The sequence below is a fragment of the Streptomyces tropicalis genome (assembly GCF_029269835.1).
Lineage (GTDB): Bacteria > Actinomycetota > Actinomycetes > Streptomycetales > Streptomycetaceae > Streptomyces > Streptomyces tropicalis.
The window spans coordinates 1-19,294 of record NZ_JARJBB010000019.1; the positions used below are offsets into that span (position 1 = coordinate 1).

A 19,294-nucleotide genomic window follows, 5' to 3' on the forward strand; every position below is an offset into this window, starting at 1 on the left:
GGACCCTGCATCCGCTCAGCCGTCCATCAGGAGCCAGGATGGGACCTTCCAGGGCTCCGGCGAGGACACTATTTTGACGAGTTTTCCAGCGGCGCTACAGGGCGAACGTTGTCTGATGCGGCACTAGGTACGTGCCGCGGGCGTCCGGCGGGCGGGTGCGGGAACTCCCCGGCGGGCGGGTTCCGCGGGGGCGCGCCGGGAGGGTCCTGGCGCCCCGCGGGTCCGCCGGGGCGCGCCCGGCCCACTCGCACGGGTGAACCGGGACCGGGGCGTCCGCCCTGGCGGGAGGGGTGCGGTGCGCCCCCGGCGATGATCGATCAGAGATCGTTTCCGCAGGTCGGATTAGGCAGACCTAAGTGACGCAGGGCACCGCCCGCCCGCCGGGACCGCGCTTGTCAGGCTCTGAGGAATTACGCAACAATGGCGTTGTGAAAAACGTCGGCGAGGCTCGGGAGGCCCCTCGAGGGGCCCCGCAGGAGGAGCTCGCGGCCGGGATGCGCTCGGATCGATCGACGCGCAACCGGGTCGCGCGGTCCATCCTGGACCACGGCCCGTCGACCGTCGCCGAACTGGCCGTGCGCCTGGAGCTCACCCAGGCCGCCGTCCGGCGCCACCTCGACGCCCTGGCCGCCGACGACGTGGTCGAGCCGCGCGAGCAGCGCGTCTACGGCGCCCGGACCCGCGGCCGCCCCGCCAAGGTGTTCGCCCTCACCGACTGCGGCCGCGACGCCTTCGACCAGTCCTACGACGCGCTGGCTGCGGACGCCCTGCGGTGGATCGCCGAGCGGGAGGGCGGCCAGGAGGCCGTCGCCGCCTTCGCGCGGGCCCGTATCGCCGCCCAGTCGGGCGCCTACCGCCGGGCCGTGGCCGACGCCGAGCCCGACAAGCGCGCCGAGGCCCTCGCCAGGGCCCTCACGGCGGACGGCTACGCTGCTACGGCGCGCAGCGCGCCGCACCCCCAGCGGGGTGAGCAGCTCTGCCAGCACCACTGCCCGGTGGCCCACGTCGCGGAGCAGTTCCCCCAGCTGTGCGAGGCGGAGACGGAGATCTTCGCCGAGCTGCTCGGAACCCACGTCCAGCGACTGGCGACCATCGCCCACGGCGACGGCGTCTGCACGACGTTCATCCCCAAGATTTCCAACGACGCATCTGCCAGCACCACCGGGAGGAACCCCGCATGACTCTCCCCACGGAGACTGCTCACCCCGAACTCGAGGGCCTGGGCAAGTACGAGTACGGCTGGGCCGACTCCGACACGGCCGGTGCCTCCGCGCGGCGCGGCCTGAACGAGGAGGTCGTCCGCGACATCTCGGACAAGAAGTCCGAGCCGGAGTGGATGACCAAGCTGCGCCTGAAGGGCCTGCGGCTCTTCGGGAAGAAGCCCATGCCGAACTGGGGCTCGGACCTGTCGGGGATCGACTTCGACAACATCAAGTACTTCGTGCGCTCCACGGAGAAGCAGGCGGAGTCCTGGGAGGACCTGCCCGAGGACATCAAGAACACGTACGACAAGCTCGGCATCCCCGAGGCGGAGAAGCAGCGCCTCGTCGCCGGTGTCGCGGCGCAGTACGAGTCGGAGGTCGTCTACCACCAGATCCGCGAGGACCTGGAGGAGCAGGGCGTCATCTTCCTGGACACCGACACCGCGCTCAAGGAGCACCCGGAGCTCTTCAAGGAGTACTTCGGCACCGTCATCCCGGCGGGCGACAACAAGTTCGCCTCGCTGAACACGGCCGTGTGGTCCGGCGGCTCCTTCATCTACGTGCCGAAGGGCGTGCACGTGGAGATCCCGCTCCAGGCCTACTTCCGGATCAACACCGAGAACATGGGCCAGTTCGAGCGGACCCTGATCATCGTCGACGAGGGCGCCTACGTGCACTACGTCGAGGGCTGCACCGCGCCGATCTACAAGTCGGACTCGCTGCACTCCGCGGTCGTCGAGATCATCGTCAAGAAGAACGCCCGCTGCCGCTACACGACCATCCAGAACTGGTCCAACAACGTCTACAACCTGGTCACCAAGCGCGCCGTGGCCTACGAGGGCGCGACCATGGAGTGGATCGACGGCAACATCGGCTCCAAGGTGACGATGAAGTACCCGGCCGTCTACCTGATGGGCGAGCACGCCAAGGGCGAGACCCTCTCCATCGCCTTCGCCGGCGAGGGCCAGCACCAGGACGCCGGCTCCAAGATGGTCCACATGGCGCCGAACACCTCGTCCAACATCGTGTCGAAGTCCGTGGCGCGCGGCGGCGGCCGCACGTCCTACCGCGGTCTGGTCGAGATCGGTGAGGGTGCCCACGGCTCCAAGTCGAACGTGCTCTGCGACGCGCTGCTCGTCGACACCATCTCCCGCTCCGACACGTACCCGTACGTCGACGTCCGTGAGGACGACGTGTCCATGGGCCACGAGGCGACCGTCTCCAAGGTCTCCGAGGACCAGCTCTTCTACCTGATGAGCCGCGGCCTCTCGGAGTTCGAGGCGATGGCGATGATCGTGCGCGGCTTCGTCGAGCCGATCGCCAAGGAACTGCCCATGGAGTACGCGCTCGAACTCAACCGGCTGATCGAGCTCCAGATGGAAGGCGCGGTCGGCTAAGCACCGCCCTCCTCCCATCACGTCCCTCACGCAAGAAAGCGAGCAGACCGACAGCCATGGCTGAGGCTCAGAACTCCCCCGCCCTCAACTCCGTCCGGGCGGGGGGACCCCCACCGGTCGGGTCCACGACCACCGGCCAGATCGCGGTGGCCGCCGAGTCGACCGTCGCCACGCGCATGAGCGCGCCCCCGTCCTTCGACGTGGCGGACTTCCCGGTCCCCCACGGTCGCGAGGAGGAGTGGCGGTTCACCCCGCTGGAGCGGCTGCGCGGGCTGCACGACGGCACCGCGGTCGCCACCGGCGACGGCCTGAAGGTGGACGTCCAGGCCCCCGAGGGCGTGATCGTCGAGACCGTCGGCCGCGACGACGCCCGCATCGGCCGCGCCGGTACCCCGGTGGACCGCGTCGCCGCCCAGGCGTACTCGGCGTTCGAGAAGGCCGGCGTGGTCACCGTCCCCAAGGAGACGGTGCTCACCGAGCCGATCCGCATCGTCGTGCACGGCGAGGGCGGGGTCGCCTACGGCCACCAGGTGATCGAGCTGGGCGCCTTCGCCGAAGCCGTCGTGGTCATCGACCACACCGGCGACGCGGTGCTCGCCGCCAACGTCGACTACCTCCTCGGCGACGGCGCGAAGCTCACCGTCGTCTCCGTCCAGGACTGGGACGACAAGGCCGTCCACGTCGGCCAGCACAACGCCCTGATCGGCCGGGACGCCACCTTCAAGTCCTTCGTGGTCACCTTCGGCGGCGACCTCGTGCGCCTGCACCCGCGCGTCGCCTACGCCGGCACCGGTGGCGAGGCCGAGCTGTTCGGCCTGTACTTCACCGATTCCGGCCAGCACCAGGAGCACCGCCTGCTGGTCGACCACAACACCCCGCACTGCAAGTCCAACGTCGCCTACAAGGGCGCGCTGCAGGGCGAGAGCGCGCACGCCGTGTGGATCGGCGACGTCCTCATCGAGGCCAGGGCCGAGGGCACCGACACCTACGAGATGAACCGCAACCTCGTCCTCACGGACGGCGCGCGCGTCGACTCGGTGCCGAACCTGGAGATCGAGACCGGCGAGATCGTCGGCGCCGGCCACGCCTCCGCCACCGGCCGCTTCGACGACGAGCAGCTCTTCTACCTGATGGCCCGCGGCATCCCGGAGCACGAGGCGCGCCGCCTGGTGGTCCGCGGGTTCTTCGCCGAGCTGGTCCAGCAGATCGGCGTCGAGGACATCGAGGAGCGCCTGATCGCCAAGATCGAAGAGGAGCTGGAGGCATCGGTCGCATGACAGCCCCCTCGGCGTTCGTCCGTGTCTGCGGCCTGAGCGAGCTGGAGGAGGACACCCCGAAGCGGGTGGAACTCGACGGCACACCGGTCTCGGTCGTCAGGACCGAGGGCGACGTGTTCGCCATCTACGACATCTGCTCGCACGCGAACGTCTCGCTCGCCGAGGGCGAGGTCGACGACTGCCACATCGAGTGCTGGCTGCACGGCTCGCGCTTCGACCTCCGCTCCGGCAAGCCCGACAGTCTTCCCGCGACGCGCCCCGTCCCCGTATACCCCGTAAAGATCGAAGGGGACGACGTGTTCGTCTCCCTCACCCAGGAGTCCTGAGGCACCCATGGCAACGCTTGAAATCCGAGACCTGCACGTCACCGTCGAGGCCGACAACGCCACGAAGGAGATCCTCAAGGGTGTCGACCTGACCGTGAAGCAGGGCGAGACGCACGCCATCATGGGCCCCAACGGCTCGGGCAAGTCGACCCTCGCCTACTCGCTCGCGGGTCACCCCAAGTACACGATCACCGGCGGCACCGTCACCCTCGACGGTGAGGACGTCCTGGAGATGTCCGTCGACGAGCGCGCCCGCGCCGGCCTGTTCCTGGCGATGCAGTACCCGGTCGAGGTCCCCGGCGTCTCCGTCTCCAACTTCCTGCGCACCTCCGCCACCGCCGTCCGCGGCGAGGCCCCCAAGCTGCGCACCTGGGTGAAGGAGGTCAAGGAGACCATGGAGCGCCTCTCCATGGACCCCTCCTTCGCCGAGCGCAACGTCAACGAGGGCTTCTCCGGCGGTGAGAAGAAGCGCCACGAGATCCTCCAGCTGGAGCTGCTCAAGCCCAAGGTCGCGATCCTCGACGAGACCGACTCCGGCCTGGACGTCGACGCGCTCCGCATCGTCTCCGAGGGCGTCAACCGCGTTCGCGAATCCGGCGAGGTCGGCACCCTGCTGATCACGCACTACACGCGCATCCTGCGCTACATCAAGCCCGACTTCGTCCACGTCTTCTCCGGCGGCCGGATCGTCGAGTCCGGCGGTGCCGAGCTCGCCGACAAGCTGGAGAACGAGGGCTACGAGGCATACGTGAAGGGTGGCGCATCCGCGTGACACAGCTGCCGGGCCTCCTCGACACCGAGGCGATCCGCAAGGACTTCCCCATCCTGGACCGCCAGGTCCACGACGGCCGGAAGCTCGTGTACCTGGACAACGCGGCGACCTCGCAGAAGCCGCGCCAGGTGCTGGACGCCCTGAGTGAGTACTACGAGCGGTACAACGCCAACGTCCACCGCGGTGTGCATGTGCTCGCCGAGGAGGCCACGGCGCTGTACGAGGGCGCGCGCGACAAGGTCGCCGCGTTCGTCAACGCGCCCAGCCGCGACGAGGTGATCTTCACCAAGAACGCCTCCGAGTCGCTGAACCTGGTCGCGAACATGCTCGGCTGGGCCGACGAGCCCTACCGGGTGGACCACGAGACCGAGATCGTCATCACGGAGATGGAGCACCACTCCAACATCGTGCCGTGGCAGCTGCTGGCGCAGCGCACGGGCGCGAAGCTGAAGTGGTTCGGCCTCACCGACGACGGCCGCCTCGACCTGTCGAACATCGACGAGGTCATCACCGAGAAGACCAAGATCGTCTCCTTCGTGCTGGTGTCCAACATCCTGGGCACCGTCAACCCGGTCGAGGCGATAGTCCGCCGGGCGCAGGAGGTCGGTGCGCTGGTCTGCATCGACGCCTCGCAGGCCGCGCCGCACATGCCGCTGGACGTGCAGGCCCTCCAGGCCGACTTCGTGGCCTTCACCGGCCACAAGATGTGCGGCCCGACCGGCATCGGCGTGCTCTGGGGCCGCCAGGAGCTCCTGGAGGACCTGCCTCCGTTCCTCGGCGGCGGCGAGATGATCGAGACGGTGTCGATGCACTCCTCGACGTACGCGCCGGCGCCGCACAAGTTCGAGGCGGGCACCCCGCCGATCGCCCAGGCGGTCGGTCTCGGCGCCGCGATCGACTACCTGAACGCGATCGGCATGGAGAAGATCCTCGCCCACGAGCACGCGCTCACCGAGTACGCGGTGCGGCGCCTGGCGGAGGTCCCCGACCTGCGGATCATCGGCCCGTCCACGGCCGAGGACCGGGGCGCGGCGATCTCCTTCACCCTGGGTGACATCCACCCGCACGACGTGGGCCAGGTCCTCGACGAGCAGGGCATCGCGGTCCGCGTCGGCCACCACTGCGCGCGCCCCGTCTGCCTGCGCTACGGAATTCCTGCGACCACGCGAGCGTCGTTCTACCTGTACTCCACGCCGGCCGAGATCGACGCTCTGGTCGACGGCCTGGAGCACGTACGGAACTTCTTCGGCTGAAGGGCGTGCTGAAAACGTGAAGCTGGATTCGATGTACCAGGAAGTCATCCTGGACCACTACAAGAACCCTCACGGGCGTGGTCTCCGGGACGGCGACGCCGAGGTGCACCACGTCAACCCGACGTGCGGTGACGAGATCACGCTCCGCGTGAAGTACGACGGCACGACCGTCCAGGACGTCTCGTACGAGGGCCAGGGCTGCTCCATCAGCCAGGCCTCGGCGTCCGTGCTGAACGAACTCCTCGTCGGCAAGGAGCTGGCCGACGCGCAGCGGATCCAGGAGACCTTCCTGGAGCTGATGCAGTCCAAGGGCCGAATCGAGCCCGACGACGCGATGTTGGACGTCCTGGAGGACGCGGTCGCGTTCGCCGGGGTGTCCAAGTACCCGGCCCGGGTCAAGTGCGCCCTCCTCAGCTGGATGGCGTGGAAGGACGCGACGGCCCAGGCACTGGACGGGGCCGACGCCGAAAGGAAGACGGCATGAGCGACACCGTGGAGATGAAGCCGGCCTCGGAGGAGGAACTCCGTGAGGCCCTGATGGACGTCGTCGACCCCGAACTGGGCATCGACGTCGTCAACCTCGGCCTGATCTACGGCATCCACGTCGACGACGCGAACATCGCCACCGTCGACATGACCCTGACGTCGGCGGCCTGCCCGCTGACGGACGTCATCGAGGACCAGGCCAAGTCCGCCACGGACGGCCTCGTCAACGAGCTGCGCATCAACTGGGTCTGGATGCCGCCGTGGGGCCCGGACAAGATCACGGACGACGGGCGCGAGCAGCTGCGGGCGCTCGGCTTCAACGTCTGAGGTCGACGGCGGCCGAGCTTCCTCGGCCTCCGGGGGTCCACCGGCTTCTCCCGGCGTGACGGACGGCGGCGGCGCCCGGCAAGGGTGCCGCCGCCTTCGCGTGCCCGGCGCCCGCAGACGTCGCGGGGCTGCCGGGAGCCCGGCGGCAGCGCCTACGCTCCCCGCATGGGATACCTGACGCTCGCCGGGGCGATCGCCGCCGAGGTCGCCGCCACGACGGCCATGAAGTACAGCGACGGCTTCAGCCGGCTCGTGCCCTCCCTGGTGACCGTCCTCGGGTACGTGGTGTCCTTCGCCCTGCTCGCCCGGACCCTGCGGACCGTCTCCATCGGTACCGCCTACGCGATCTGGTCGGGGGTCGGCACGGCGACCGTCGCGGCGATCGGGCTGGTGCTGTTCGGGGAGGGGCTGACCGTGGCCAGGGTCGCCGGGATCGTCCTGATCGTCGGCGGTGTGGTCGTGCTCAGCCTCGGCGGGGCCCACTGAGCCCGAGGGGCGCGGACCACGAGGTGGGACGGGCCGGGGCGGGTTCGCCTCGGTGGGCCCCGGACGGTTAGGTTGCCCCCATGACCGACACGACTGCTCCCCGCGCCACCGGCGCCGTGGCCGCCGGCCTGGCCACCATCGCCTCCGACGGCACCGTCCTCGACACCTGGTTCCCCGCTCCCGAGCTGGCCGGGGAGCCGGGCCCGACCGGCACCGAGCGGCTGTCCGCCGAGCGTGCCGTGGAGCTGCTCGGGGAGGGCGCCGCCCGCGCGATCGGCCCGGACGCCCGCCGGGGCGTCGAGGTGGTCGCGGTCCGCACGGTCATCGCCTCCCTCGACGAGAAGCCGGTCGACGCCCACGACGTCTACCTGCGCCTGCACCTGCTCTCCCACCGCCTGGTCAAGCCGCACGGGCAGAGCCTGGACGGCATGTTCGGCTTCCTCGCCAACGTGGCCTGGACCTCGCTCGGCCCGGTCGCCGTCGACGAGATCGAGAAGGTCCGCCTGAACGCCCGCGCCGAGGGCCTGCACCTCCAGGTGACCTCCGTCGACAAGTTCCCCCGCATGACGGACTACGTCGCCCCGAAGGGCGTGCGGATCGCCGACGCCGACCGGGTCCGCCTCGGCGCCCATCTCTCCGCGGGCACGACCGTGATGCACGAGGGCTTCGTCAACTTCAACGCGGGCACCCTCGGCACCTCCATGGTCGAGGGCCGCATCTCGGCCGGCGTCGTCGTCGGCGACGGCTCCGACATCGGCGGCGGCGCCTCCACCATGGGCACCCTGTCCGGCGGCGGCAACGTGATCATCTCCATCGGCGAGCGCTGCCTGGTCGGCGCCGAGGCGGGCGTGGGCATCGCGCTGGGCGACGAGTGCGTCGTGGAGGCCGGCCTCTACGTCACCGCCGGCACCCGGATCACCATGCCCGACGGCCAGATCGTCAAGGCCCGCGAGCTGTCCGGCGCCTCGAACATCCTCTTCCGCCGCAACTCGGTCACCGGCACGGTCGAGGCCCGCCCGAACAACGCCGTCTGGGGCGGCCTGAACGAGATCCTGCACAGCCACAACTGACCGTCGGCGGCCTTGATCTGCGGCCGCCCTGCCGATCAACGTCCTGACCCGCCGCCGAGTTGCCGGCAGTCGTCGACGGTGGTCATCGTGAGCGCCCTTCCCCGGCCGAGGACGGCCGGGGAAGGGCGCTCGTCCGTGTGGCGCCGGGCTCGGCGGAGGTGGCGTGCGGGCCTCGCACGCCACCCGGGCCGCACGGTGCATGCTCGATATGGTCATACGGTCTTGAATCGGGCATTTGTCACAAGCGATACATAAGTGAGAAGTGGCACAGGGGTGAGCCCTTGTTCTGCGCAGGGCTTCGGGGTGGGATGGCAGTAGCCCGTCGAGGGGGGTCTCACCTCGCAAGGGAAGTGATCATGCGCGGAGTTCGTGCGTGGCGTCGTATCACGGCCGCAGCGGCCGGGGTCGCCACCCTCGCCTATGGCGCGCTCATATCCTCCGTCGCGTCCGGGCCTGTGGCCGCCGCACCCGGGCCTTCGGCGCACGGGGCCACCGCCGTGCCGGCAGTGGCCGGGCAGCAGTCGGAGACCACGGTCCGCAGCCTGCTGACCACCGGGCAGTGCCGGGCGAAGTGGCAGATCTCCTGTTACACCCCGACCCAGTACCGGCAGGCGTACGGCCTGAACCCGCTGCACCGGGCGGGAGTCACCGGCAAGGGGCGCACGATCGTGATCGTGGATTCCATCGGCTCGCCGACCATCCAGCACGACCTGGACGTCTACAGCGCGCGGTTCGGTATGAGGAGCACCCACGTCGACGTGGTCAGGTGGGGCACCGTCCCGCGCTTCGACCCCGCCAGGCCCGACCACCTCAGCTGGGCCGGGGAGAGCACCCTCGACGTGGAGATGGCGCACGCCGTCGCCCCGGACGCGCACATCGTCCTGGTGGAGACCGGGGACGGCGGGAGCGGGGACGGCATCACCGGCCTGCGCGAGATGATGGACGCCGAGAAGTCGCTCGTCGACCGCGGTGTGGGCGATGTGATCAGCCAGAGTTTCGGTGCGACGGAGAACAACTTCCCCGGCTTCCGCCGCGGTGACTTCTCCAGCATCCAGAACCTGCGGTACGCCTTCAAGGCCGCGGCCCGGCGCGGTGTGACCGTCCTCGCCTCCTCCGGAGACGGCGGAGCCACCAACGCCACCACGAACGTCAAGGCCGACTACCCGTACAGGGTCAACGCCTGGCCGTCCTCCGACCCGCTGGCCGTCTCGGTCGGCGGCACCCAGATGCACCTGGACGCCAAGGGCGACCGCGTCGCGCCGGACAGTGTCTACAACGACGACGGCGCCAGCGGCGGCGGCGTCTCCCACGTCTTCGCCCGTCCCCCGTACCAGAACGGGGTCGAGCAGGTGGTCGGCGACCGCCGCGGCACCTCCGACGTCTCGATGTCCGCGGCGAAGAACGGCGGCGCGTGGGTGTACTCCAGCTACGACCCGAAGCGGGTCGGCTGGGACGTCTGCGTCGGCACCAGCGCGGCCACCCCGCTCTTCGCGGGCATCGTGGCCCTGGCCGACCAGGTCGCCGGACACCGGCTGGGCGACATCCACCAGGCGCTGTACACGCTGTTCGCGCAGTCCTCCCGGAACCCGTCCACCGGCATCGTGGATGTGAAGGACGGCACGAACAACAGCTTCGCGGGAGTCCCCGGCTACACCGCGGTGAAGGGCTACGACATGGCGACCGGCATCGGCACGGTCGACGCGGCCCGCTTCGTCCCGGCCCTGGCCAGGCAGGGCTGAGGGCACACCGTCCCCGAAGCGGACCACCGCGCGGTTCGTGGGAAGAGGACGACTCGGGATCCGTTCGCGGGTCCCCGCTCTTCCACGGCTCGGTGATCGGCCCGGCGCGCCCTTCCGTCTCGGGAGGGCGCTCCGGTGTTTCTCCGGACCGGGTCCGGGCGGTGTGTCTACGCCGCCTGCTCCAGCGACCGGTACGTGGACAGCAGGTCGCGGACCGTGTCCTCGTCGGCCCCGCGCAGCGGCGGCCGGACCGGGCCCGCCGGCCGGCCGAGGGCGGCGAGGAGGGCCTTGGCGGTGACCGTGCCGGGCAGGCCGGCGGCCGTCATCGCCGTGATCAGGCCGGCGGCCTCGCGCTGCAGCCGGGCGGCGCGGGCCGTGTCCCCGGCGTCGAAGGCGTCCAGGACGGCGCGGACCCGGCCCGGGACGGCGTTCGCGACGGTGCTGACGCAGCCGGCGCCGCCCATCGCGTACAGCGCCAGGGTGTGCTCGTCGCAGCCCGCGTAGAGGGCGAGGTCGGTGGCGGCCATCACGCGCAGGGCGCCGAGGGTGTCGTAGGAGCAGTCCTTGACCGCCACGATGCGGGGGTGCCCGGCCAGGCGGACGAGGGTGTCGGGCTCGATGCGCGTGCCGGTGCGGCCCGGGATGTCGTAGAGCATGACGGGCAGCCCGGAGGCGTCGGCGACCTCGCGGAAGTGCGCCTCCAGCGCGTCCTGCGGCGGTCTGCTGTAGTACGGCGTGACCACGAGCACGCCGTCCGCGCCGGCCTTCTCGGCCTGGAGCGCCAGCTCGACCGTGTGCCGGGTGTCGGCGGTCCCGACACCGGTGACGATCGCCGCCCGGTCGCCGACCGCCCGCCGCACGGCCCGCACCAGCGCCGACTTCTCGGCGTCCGACGTGGTGGGGGACTCGCCCGTGGTGCCGTTGAGGACCAGGCCGTCGCAGCCCTCGGAGACCAGGTGCCCGGCGAGGCGTCCGGCGCCGTCGAGGTCGAGGTCGCCCGAGGCGGTGAACGGCGTGATCATCGCGCAGAGGGCCCGGCCGAAGGGAGGGGGCACGGTCGCTGTGGTCGTCATGCCAGCAGTCTCGACAGCACGACGGTGAAGCTCCACTTAATTCTTCTACGGATTAAGGGTAAGCGTCACTTCGAGGTCGGGTCGCGGGGCCGAGGGGTAGCGGGGAAGACCCGGGGTACCCGGTGGGTGCGGTCCCCCGGGAGGCCGGACGCCCACGGGGCCGGACCAGACCACGGAAGGGCACACCACCGATGACGGACAGCACACAGGGAGCGGACGGCCGGTCCACCCCGGCCTCCGGCGCGAAGGGGCCCGACGAGATGCGGCGGCAGCTCGACGAGGGCCGCGGCCGACCGGGCGACGCCGCCGCGGAATTGGCAGGGAAGGCGGACGTGCGGGGCCGGGCGAAGGCCCGTGCCGCCGATCTGAAGGACAAGGCCGGTGCCATGACGGTCCAGCTGCGCGGCAGTGCCTCGCACGCCGGGCACCGGATGCAGGAGACGGCCGCCAGGGCGGGGCACCGGGCGCAGGAACGCGCCTCGCACGCCGGGCACCAGGCCCAGGAGCGGGCGGTCCACGCCGGGCACCGCGCCCACGAGCGGGCGGTCCACGCCGGGCACACGGTCCACGACCGGGCCGCGGACGCGGGCCACACGGTCGAGGAGTCGCTCCCCGGCCCGGTGCGTTCCGCCGTGCGGTCCTGCCGCAACGATCCGCGGCCGCTGCTGATCGCGGCCGGGGCCGTGGCGGCGCTGGCCGCCGCCGGGGTGCTGGCTCGCCGACGGGCCGGACGCCACTGACCCGCACCGTACGCACGAGGGCCGTCCCCCGCCCGGAAGGCGGAGGACGGCCCTCGTCCGCGTGCGCCCGCGGGCGCCGCGTCCGCCGTGGGCACGGGCACGGCCCCGGCGGGCGGCGGCCGGTCCGCTACGGGCGGAAGCGCAGGACCTGCGGGTCGTGGTCGCTGATCTGGTCGTGGAACTCCGAGTTGATGTGCACGCTGTCGTAGGCGAAGGTGTGCGCACGGCGGATCGACGGGCTGATCAGGATCTGGTCCAGGACCTGCTCGTTGCCCTGGTAGTCGTAGGTGTACCGCTCACTGCGGGGCAGCGACTTGATCGCCGACCACAGCGCGCCGTCGCCCTCGAGGATCGTGGCGGTGCCGGAGAACTCGAAGTCGTTCATGTCGCCGAGGGCGATGACGTCCGCGTTCTTCTGGACCTTCAGGATGTCCTTGACGAAGGAGTTCACCTCCGTCGCCTGCAGGTGGCGCTGGGTCTCCGAGCTGCGCACCGGCGGCTGGTACTGCGAGGTCAGCCCCTGGTCGCCGCCCTTGGAGGCGAAGTGGTTGGCGATCACGAAGACCGTGCGGCCCCGGAAGACGAACTCGCCGGCCAGCGGCTTGCGGCTGCTCTTCCAGGCGTCGCTCGCCGGGTCGATCCGGCCGGGGGAGGCGGTCAGGGCCGCCTTGCCGTGCACCTTGGTGACGCCGACCGCGGTGGTCGAGTCGCCGCCGGCGCGGTCGGTGAAGGAGACCCGCTGCGGGTTGAAGAGGAACACCTGGCGGATGTTGCCGCCGGGCTCGCCGCCGTCCTGGTCGTTGACCGGGTCGATCGAGCGCCAGTCGTACTTCGGGCCGCCCGCCGCGACGATCGCGTCGATCAGCTTCGTCACCGTCTGCGTCGCGTCGACCGTGCCGTCGTCGGTGGCCCCGTTGTCGTCCTGGATCTCCTCCAGGGACACGATGTCGGGCGACTGGAGGTTGTTCACGATCGCGGCGGCGTGCGCGGCGAAGGTGGTGTCCGAGGGGTCCAGGTTCTCCACGTTGTACGTGGCCACGGCCAGCTGGCCCCGGGACTGCTTGCGGGTGGTCTCCCGCTGCAGGCCGCCCTGCTTCAGCGTGCCCATCTGCCCGGCGACCAGCGTGTAGCCGCCGTACTGGTTGTAGTCCAGCGGGCCGGTGGTGGTGCCGGCGAGGGTGTCGCCGACGTTCGCGACGGGGAAGGCGGCGGTCGCGCCCAGCGACTGGATCTGCAGCCGGCCGGTGTTCTGGGAGTCGTAGGAGCCGTACACCGTGCCGCCGCGGCGGTTGCGGTGCTCGTGCGGCTTCACCGTGACCCACAGTTCGCTGTACGGGTCGGTGCCGGTCACCACGCGGGCGTCGGCGACCTGGACGTTCATGCCCTCCAGGGACTCGTAGTAGTCCAGGGCGTACGTCGACGGCTGCAGCGGCAGGGCGTTGACGGAGCCGCTCGCGGCGGTGTCGCCCGCCGGGGCGTACTGCGCGGGCACGGAGTTCGCGTCGACGACGACCGGGGCCGGGACCGCGTTGCCGCTGGACACCACGGTCACCGCGGGCTTGCCGATCTCGGTCACCGACTGGTTGCCCGAGGAGGCGCCGCCCGGGACGTACTCCGAGACCGTGCCGGTGACCGTCACGGAGTCGCCGACGGCGACCTTCGGGGCGGAGCTGGTGAAGACGAAGACGCCCTCGCTGGTGGCCGGGTTGTCGTCGGCGTTCGGGTCCTGCATCCAGAAGCCCTTGGACGAGCCGTAGGTGCGGACGCCCGTGACGATGCCCGGCACGTCGGTGACCTTCTGGCCGGCGTACGGGGATATGCGGGTGGTGCCCTGGATGTCGTGGATGCGCACGGAGTCCGCGTGGGCGGGTGCGGGAGCGACGATCAGCTGGAAGGTCGCCGCCGCGGAACAGACGGCGGCGACGGTCAGCGCGGCGAGACGCGCGGAAGACTTGCTCGGCAACGGAATCCCTCCGGGGGGCGTACGTGAGCGCCGGGTCAGGGTGGAGCGTGGAACCGTGGCCGCGACCGGTGGGGCGGAGGCGACGCGCGCAGAGTCGGTGAACATCTGTCCCCCGAATTTCTACGCGCGTCAATCTCCTGTGTAGGTGGGGTAGTTGTCAAGGTTTCGGCCATGTACGCCCGTTGGCCGTGAGATGAACCGGGTGGCATGGGGCCAAATCCGTCTAGGCTGAGGGGTTGAGCCGTGCACCGCTCCTCAGGGGCGGCCGTGCGGCGTCCGGACGGTCGTGAGGCCTCAAAAGGCGCCCTAGGAGAACCACCCGATGTCAGACAGGTCCCCGTTGCCGCCGGTGCGGCTGACTTCCGAACCGGAGCTGGCCCGGGAGGCGCTCGCCGCCCCGCTGCTGTCGCGCGCCGCGCGCCTGGCCCGCTGGGCCGGCCCCGGCACCCGCGTCGACGCCGGCGGCGGGCTGGTGGACGAGCAGCTGCCCGCCGCCGCCGAGGAGCTCGGGCTGAGCGGCGACGACGCGGCCGCCTCGGCGAGCGAGGCCTGGCGGGTCGCCGTCGACACCGGCCTCGTCGAGATCACCGACGAGGAGGAGGGCACCGTCACGGCCGGCGCCGACCTCGGCCTGCTCACCGGCGGCACCCCCCACGACGTGCTCACCGTGTGGCGGGGCGCCCTGGAGACCGCGCTGGCCGACGCGAGCGTGCCCGACCTGGAGGGCCTGGTCGACGCGCTGGACGAGACCGGCACGGTCGACCTGTCGTCCCTCGACTGGGACCCGGAGGGCGAGGCCGAGTTCCTCGACGGCGTGCTGGCCAACCTCTACCTGCTCACGGTCGGCGAGGAGGGCCCCGGCGACGGCCCCGTGCCGCTCCCCGCGCTGGCCGCCTCCATGATCGTGCCCAGCGACATGGGCGAGCCGACGAACGACGTGCTGGAGCAGGTCTCCGACGCCATGATGCGGCTGGACGACCAGTTCCGGCTGCTGGAGCCGGTCGGGCTGGTGGAGTACCGGCCGGTCGACGAGGCGCTCATGGCCGACGCCGACGACGAGCCCGGGGCGCCGGTGGAGGACGACGTGGACGTCGCCCGCTACGGCATGGTGCGGCTGACCCCGCTCGGGCGGTACGGGCTGCGCGCCCGGCTGCTGGAGGCGGGATTCGAGGCGCCGGCGGTCGGCGACCTCGTGGGCAAGGGCGCGGACGCGCTCCTCGACGGCACCGCCCACTTCCCGCCCGAGGCCGCGCAGGCGGAGATCGAGCAGTGGCTGGCGCGCCGCGAACCGCTCCTCGCGGCACGGGAGTTGCTCGCGGCGGCCCGCGGCGCCGACAGCGGGGCGCCGCTGCGGCGGCTGCGCTGCCAGCAGGCGCTGTCCCTGGTCGGCGGGCAGGCGGAGCCGGCGCTGCGGGAGGTGCTCGGCGATGCGGAGCTGGGCGGCCTGGCCCGGGTGTGGCTGACCGAGCGCGGCGCGTCGGACGTGCCGGCGCCGTCCGAGGCGATGGTGTTCTGGCTGACCGTCGACACCCTGGCCGCGCAACTGGCGGCCGAGGGCAACTCCGCCGAACTGCAGGGTCTCGTGGAGGGCCTGGCGCAGCAGCACAGCGGCTTCTTCGCGGCCGCCTGGCGGGTGGACCACCCGGCGACGGCCGACGTGCTGGAGGCCATGGGGCGCCTGCACCCGGACAAGAAGGTGGCGAAGGAGGCCCGCAAGGCGGCGTTCAAGGCGCGGTCCGCCCAGGGCTGCTGACGGACCCCGGGTTCCGGCCGGACGGTCGTCCACCGCGCCGGACGCCCTGCCCCGCCGGGCCCCGTGTGCTCGGCGGTCCGCCTGCGGTGACGGCGCATCTTCCCGCTGCCCGCCCCCGTCCAGGTGGTTCGGTCGCCTGCCCGCTGCCCGTCCGGGCGGCCGTCGGGGTCCGCCCTGTCGTGGTCGGGACGTGCGGATGCGGCCGGCCGGTGCGGGGCGGGGGCTCGAACGGGGCGCGGAGCAGCGGCCGTTGACGGGTGCGGGGCCCGGTCGGCAGGTCGGGCGCGGGGCCGTCCGGGCGCTTCGCCGGTGCCGTCGGCGGGCCGGATTTTTGCCGGCCGTGGGGTCGCGTACACGGATTCATGGAACGGAGCCCGGTGCAGTCGCCCGGCGTTCAGGCCCCGTTCAGGCGCGGGCGGGACGGTTGCGCCGCACCGCGGTCCGCCGTCCTCCACGGCCCCGACCCCGTCACCGGCCCCTGGAAGCGCCGGAAGCGCGGCTGAGGGCGCACCGGCTCCCGCACCGGGGACTGCCTGGAGTGGACGGCGTCCCCGGTGTGCGAGGAGCGGGTGGCTGAGGCAGGTCAGGGCCATGCGCGCGGATGCCCGGCGCAACCGTGAGCGGTTGCCGGGGGCGGCGGCCGCCGCCTTCGCCCTGCGGCTCGCGCGCGGCCGCCGCCACGGCCTCGGAGCCGGCTGACCCGCAGGGGACGCACCTGACGCGCCACCTGTCCCTCCCGACGGAGGGACCGCGGCCGGCCGTGGACCGCCGAGCGGCCCCCGGACCGGCCCGCCGCACCGCGCGGGCCCGCCCTAGTGCTGTGGCCGGAAGGGTGTGCCGGGATGCTCGCGGCGTCGGGTGCCGGGGGCACCTCCCACGCCGTTCAGGCTGTGGGGGAGCGTCGCCCGCGTACGGGAGGTACCCGGGTGGGGCGACACCGCGGCGAGGTGCCGTGCCGGGCGCCGCGAGCCGGTGAACCTTTCCGGTCACAGCACTAGAGGGCCTGCGCCGCGGGCTGCACCATGGTGCGCACGGTGCGGGCCTTGACGAAGTCGCCCAGCGCCGTCATGTCCCACTCCCCGGAGAACTGCCGGACCAGCTTCGCCATCATCACCCCGGTCTGCGGCTCGGCGTGGGTGAGGTCGAAGCGGACGAGCTCCTCGCCGGTGGCCGCGTCGACCAGCCGGCAGTAGGCCTTGGCGACCTCGGTGAACTTCTGCCCGGTGAAGGAGTTGACCGTGAAGACGAGGCCGGTCACCTCCTGCGGCACGCGCCCGAGGTCGACGACGATCACCTCGTCGTCCCCGGCGCCCTCGCCCGTGAGGTTGTCGCCGGAGTGCTTGACGGCGCCCTGCAGGATGCTGAGCTTGCCGAAGTAGCAGCTGTCGAGGTGGTTGCGCTGCGGGCCGTAGGCGATGACCGACGCGTCCAGGTCGATGTCCGCGCCGCGGAAGGCGGGCTCCCAGCCGAGGCCCATCCTGACCTGCGACAGCAGCGGGCGGCCGCCCTTGACCAGGGACACCGTCTCGTTCTTCCGGAGGCTGACGCGGCCCTTGTCCAGGTTGACCTTCCCGGCGCCGGGTGCGGCGGCCGGGGGTGCGGCGGGCACCGGGGGAACGGCGGGTGCGGCGGCCGCCTGCGGTGCCGTGGGCGCCGGGGCGGGTGCCGCCGGCGGCTGCGCGGGAGGTGCAGGCGGCGCCGCCGGAGGCTGGGCGGCGGGGGCGGCCGGGGCCGCCTGCGCGGGCGGCTCCTCGACCGTCACGCCGAAGTCCGTCGCGATGCCGGCGAGTCCGTCGGCGTACCCCTGGCCGACGGCGCGGGCCTTCCACCGGCCGTCCCGCAGGTAGATCTCCATGACCACCAGCGCCGTCTCCGCGCCGAGCTGCGGCGGCGTGAAGGTGGCCAGGACCGACCCGTCGTCCGCGTCGCGCACGGTGGCCGTGGGCTCGATGCCCTGGAAGGTCCGGCCCGCGGCGTCCGGGCTGGCGGTGACGACGATCTTCTCGATGCCCGGCGGCACGGCGCTGGTGTCGACGGTGATCGCGTCGGGCGCCGTGCCGCCGCCGGAGCGGTGGGTCACGCCCGGCCCGGAGGGCTGGTTGTAGAAGACGAAGTCCTCGTCGGAGCGCACCTTGCCGTCGGCGGTGAGCAGCAGGCCCGACACGTCGAGCCGCACCGGGGCGGCGACGTCCACCGTCACGCGGGCGGCGGAGAGCGGGATGTTCGAGCCGGGGGTCATAGCGGTCATGCCGGGTGAACGAACGACATCACTTTGCCGTTCCCTTACCCGCGGCCCGCCTCCCGGGGCCCGTCCCGGCGCCCGCCGCGGCCCGCCGCCCCCCGTCCGGCGGCCTGCGGCACGACCACGGTCCTCCGCCCCTTTCCGGCCGTCAACTGCTCCCGCACCTGCGGGTGGTGCTCCAGCGGGATCCGGTCGCTGATGAAGCCGACGGTGGGCCTACGGGCCAGGTGTCCCCGGGGAGGACGACCCCCGTGGGCCGGTGCGTTCAGTGGGGCCAGATCGGCGGGTCGGTGACGAAGGGGCCGCCCAGGAGGGCCTGCGCGGGATCGTCCGGGTCCGGCTCGCCCTGCGCGGCGACGATCGGCGCCGCGTACGCCTCGGCGTCGTCCTGCGGCTCGTAGCCCAGCGCCCGGGCGCTCGTCAGGTCCCACCGCAGACGGGTGTTGGCGGAGGAGCCGTACACGACGGTGTGGCCGACGTGCCCGGCGGTCAGGGCCGCGTGGACGAGGCGGGCGCAGTCGGCCGGGCTCAGCCACAGCGAGAGCCCCCGCACACTCTCCGGCCGGGGGAAGCAGGAGCCGATGCGCACCGAGACGGTCTCCAGGCCGTGCCGGTCCCAGTAGAGCTGGGCGAGGTCCTCCCCGAAGGACTTCGACAGGCCGTAGAAGGTGTCCGGCCGGTGCGGGGTGCCGACGGGGATCAGCGGGTCCCCGTCCCGGGGGAGCGGGGTGTGGCCGACCGCGTGGTTGGAGGAGGCGAAGACGATCCGCCGGACGCCCTCCTCGCGGGCGGCCTCGTACAGGTGGTAGGTGCCCTCGATGTTGGCGCGGAGGATCTTCTCGAACGGCGCCTCCAGCGAGATCCCCGCCAGGTGGACGATCGCGTCCACGCCCCGGACCGCCTCGCGCAGCGCGTCCCGGTCGGCGAGGTCCGCGGTGATCGCGTCCGGTGCGCCCTCGACGGGCCGGACGTCCAGGAGGCGGAGCGTGTGGCCGTACCCGGGGAGCAGGTCCCGCAGCAGGGTGCCGATCCGCCCGGCGGCGCCGGTGAGCAGGACGGTGGGAGCGGGCATCCTCGGTCTCCTCGCGGTCGCACGGCCGATGGCACGTCCATATACGTGTCCGTGGATGACATTCACATCCGTGGACACGCTAAGAGGGGGGTCGCGGCCCGTCAAGGGCGTTGCCG

Annotated in this window: 17 protein-coding genes; 13 read left to right on the top strand and 4 right to left on the bottom strand. The window is 72.1% G+C overall.

Features of this window, described 5'->3' with window-relative positions; genetic code table 11:
* Positions 1-428 precede the first annotated feature (428 nt).
* The 11 genes from P3H78_RS26620 to P3H78_RS26670 all read left to right on the top strand — a co-directional run bounded on the left by P3H78_RS26620 (position 429) and on the right by P3H78_RS26670 (position 10,335).
* Positions 429-1,181, top strand: a complete 753-nt coding sequence (locus P3H78_RS26620; RefSeq protein ID WP_276111711.1) for a helix-turn-helix transcriptional regulator — start codon at positions 429-431, stop codon at positions 1,179-1,181.
* A complete protein-coding gene (gene sufB / locus P3H78_RS26625; protein ID WP_276111712.1) occupies positions 1,178-2,599 on the top strand; it encodes a Fe-S cluster assembly protein SufB in 1,422 nt (473 codons plus the stop codon). Before P3H78_RS26620 ends, sufB begins: the two co-directional genes overlap by 4 nt.
* A 56-nt stretch (positions 2,600-2,655) precedes the next feature.
* A complete protein-coding gene (gene sufD, locus P3H78_RS26630; protein WP_276111713.1) occupies positions 2,656-3,876 on the top strand; it encodes a Fe-S cluster assembly protein SufD in 1,221 nt (406 codons plus the stop codon).
* The gene (locus P3H78_RS26635; protein ID WP_276111714.1) at positions 3,873-4,202 is read left to right on the top strand and encodes a non-heme iron oxygenase ferredoxin subunit; all 330 of its coding nucleotides are present in this window, start codon (positions 3,873-3,875) and stop codon (positions 4,200-4,202) included. The genes sufD and P3H78_RS26635 overlap by 4 nt, the downstream gene beginning before the upstream one ends.
* A 7-nt stretch (positions 4,203-4,209) precedes the next feature.
* Positions 4,210-4,974: a Fe-S cluster assembly ATPase SufC gene (sufC, locus tag P3H78_RS26640; RefSeq protein WP_276111715.1), complete on the top strand. Its 765-nt coding sequence runs from the start codon at positions 4,210-4,212 to the stop codon at positions 4,972-4,974.
* Positions 4,971-6,227 carry a cysteine desulfurase gene (locus tag P3H78_RS26645; protein ID WP_276111716.1) on the top strand — a complete coding sequence of 419 codons (1,257 nt, stop codon included), beginning with the start codon at positions 4,971-4,973 and terminating at the stop codon, positions 6,225-6,227. Before sufC ends, P3H78_RS26645 begins: the two co-directional genes overlap by 4 nt.
* 16 nt (positions 6,228-6,243) lie before the next feature.
* Entirely contained in the window at positions 6,244-6,711 is a 468-nt protein-coding gene (gene sufU, locus P3H78_RS26650; protein WP_276111717.1) for a Fe-S cluster assembly sulfur transfer protein SufU, read from the top strand.
* Positions 6,708-7,040, top strand: coding sequence for a metal-sulfur cluster assembly factor (locus tag P3H78_RS26655; RefSeq protein ID WP_030745090.1), 333 nt, complete (start codon positions 6,708-6,710; stop codon positions 7,038-7,040). The genes sufU and P3H78_RS26655 overlap by 4 nt, the downstream gene beginning before the upstream one ends.
* Positions 7,041-7,205: 165 nt before the next feature.
* Entirely contained in the window at positions 7,206-7,526 is a 321-nt protein-coding gene (locus tag P3H78_RS26660; RefSeq protein ID WP_276111718.1) for a DMT family transporter, read from the top strand.
* Between the two features lie 80 nt (positions 7,527-7,606).
* Positions 7,607-8,596: a 2,3,4,5-tetrahydropyridine-2,6-dicarboxylate N-succinyltransferase gene (gene dapD / locus P3H78_RS26665; RefSeq protein ID WP_276111719.1), complete on the top strand. Its 990-nt coding sequence runs from the start codon at positions 7,607-7,609 to the stop codon at positions 8,594-8,596.
* Positions 8,597-8,952: 356 nt separating this feature from the next.
* Positions 8,953-10,335, top strand: coding sequence for a S53 family peptidase (locus tag P3H78_RS26670; protein WP_276111720.1), 1,383 nt, complete (start codon positions 8,953-8,955; stop codon positions 10,333-10,335).
* Between the two features lie 167 nt (positions 10,336-10,502).
* Here the strand turns inward: P3H78_RS26670 and dapA are convergent, their stop codons facing one another.
* Positions 10,503-11,408, bottom strand: a complete 906-nt coding sequence (gene dapA / locus P3H78_RS26675) for a 4-hydroxy-tetrahydrodipicolinate synthase (protein ID WP_276111721.1) — start codon at positions 11,406-11,408, stop codon at positions 10,503-10,505.
* A 191-nt stretch (positions 11,409-11,599) separates the two neighbouring features.
* Between dapA and P3H78_RS26680 the strand changes: the two genes are divergently transcribed.
* Entirely contained in the window at positions 11,600-12,148 is a 549-nt protein-coding gene (locus P3H78_RS26680; protein WP_276111722.1) for a circumsporozoite protein, read from the top strand.
* Positions 12,149-12,275: 127 nt separating this feature from the next.
* Here the strand turns inward: P3H78_RS26680 and P3H78_RS26685 are convergent, their stop codons facing one another.
* Complete coding sequence (locus P3H78_RS26685; protein WP_276111723.1) at positions 12,276-14,111, bottom strand: DUF8508 domain-containing protein; 1,836 nt, start codon at positions 14,109-14,111, stop codon at positions 12,276-12,278.
* A 322-nt stretch (positions 14,112-14,433) separates the two neighbouring features.
* Between P3H78_RS26685 and P3H78_RS26690 the strand changes: the two genes are divergently transcribed.
* Positions 14,434-15,864 (top strand): hypothetical protein, encoded by a 1,431-nt coding sequence (locus P3H78_RS26690; RefSeq protein ID WP_276111724.1) that lies wholly within the window; start codon positions 14,434-14,436, stop codon positions 15,862-15,864.
* Between the two features lie 994 nt (positions 15,865-16,858).
* On the opposite strand, the gene P3H78_RS26695 is transcribed toward P3H78_RS26690, so the two are convergent.
* Together P3H78_RS26695 and P3H78_RS26700 are read right to left on the bottom strand one after the other, a co-directional pair.
* Positions 16,859-18,103 carry a TerD family protein gene (locus P3H78_RS26695; RefSeq protein WP_276111803.1) on the bottom strand — a complete coding sequence of 415 codons (1,245 nt, stop codon included), beginning with the start codon at positions 18,101-18,103 and terminating at the stop codon, positions 16,859-16,861.
* A gap of 268 nt (positions 18,104-18,371) precedes the next feature.
* On the bottom strand, positions 18,372-19,178 hold the full coding sequence (locus P3H78_RS26700; protein ID WP_276111725.1) for an NAD-dependent epimerase/dehydratase family protein: 807 nt from the start codon (positions 19,176-19,178) through the stop codon (positions 18,372-18,374).
* Positions 19,179-19,294: the final 116 nt, after the last annotated feature.

What these genes read in the sequence shown, in the direction of transcription:
- sufB (WP_276111712.1), top strand. Translation starts at nt 1,178, where the DNA reads ATGACTCTCCCCACGGAGACTGCTCACCCCGAACTCGAGGGCCTGGGC.
- sufD (WP_276111713.1), top strand. Translation starts at nt 2,656, where the DNA reads ATGGCTGAGGCTCAGAACTCCCCCGCCCTCAACTCCGTCCGGGCGGGG.
- P3H78_RS26635 (WP_276111714.1), top strand. Translation starts at nt 3,873, where the DNA reads ATGACAGCCCCCTCGGCGTTCGTCCGTGTCTGCGGCCTGAGCGAGCTG.
- sufC (WP_276111715.1), top strand. Translation starts at nt 4,210, where the DNA reads ATGGCAACGCTTGAAATCCGAGACCTGCACGTCACCGTCGAGGCCGAC.
- P3H78_RS26655 (WP_030745090.1), top strand. Translation starts at nt 6,708, where the DNA reads ATGAGCGACACCGTGGAGATGAAGCCGGCCTCGGAGGAGGAACTCCGT.
- P3H78_RS26660 (WP_276111718.1), top strand. Translation starts at nt 7,206, where the DNA reads ATGGGATACCTGACGCTCGCCGGGGCGATCGCCGCCGAGGTCGCCGCC.
- dapD (WP_276111719.1), top strand. Translation starts at nt 7,607, where the DNA reads ATGACCGACACGACTGCTCCCCGCGCCACCGGCGCCGTGGCCGCCGGC.
- P3H78_RS26670 (WP_276111720.1), top strand. Translation starts at nt 8,953, where the DNA reads ATGCGCGGAGTTCGTGCGTGGCGTCGTATCACGGCCGCAGCGGCCGGG.
- dapA (WP_276111721.1), bottom strand. Translation starts at nt 11,408, where the DNA reads ATGACGACCACAGCGACCGTGCCCCCTCCCTTCGGCCGGGCCCTCTGC.
- P3H78_RS26680 (WP_276111722.1), top strand. Translation starts at nt 11,600, where the DNA reads ATGACGGACAGCACACAGGGAGCGGACGGCCGGTCCACCCCGGCCTCC.
- P3H78_RS26690 (WP_276111724.1), top strand. Translation starts at nt 14,434, where the DNA reads ATGTCAGACAGGTCCCCGTTGCCGCCGGTGCGGCTGACTTCCGAACCG.
- P3H78_RS26695 (WP_276111803.1), bottom strand. Translation starts at nt 18,103, where the DNA reads ATGACCCCCGGCTCGAACATCCCGCTCTCCGCCGCCCGCGTGACGGTG.
- P3H78_RS26700 (WP_276111725.1), bottom strand. Translation starts at nt 19,178, where the DNA reads ATGCCCGCTCCCACCGTCCTGCTCACCGGCGCCGCCGGGCGGATCGGC.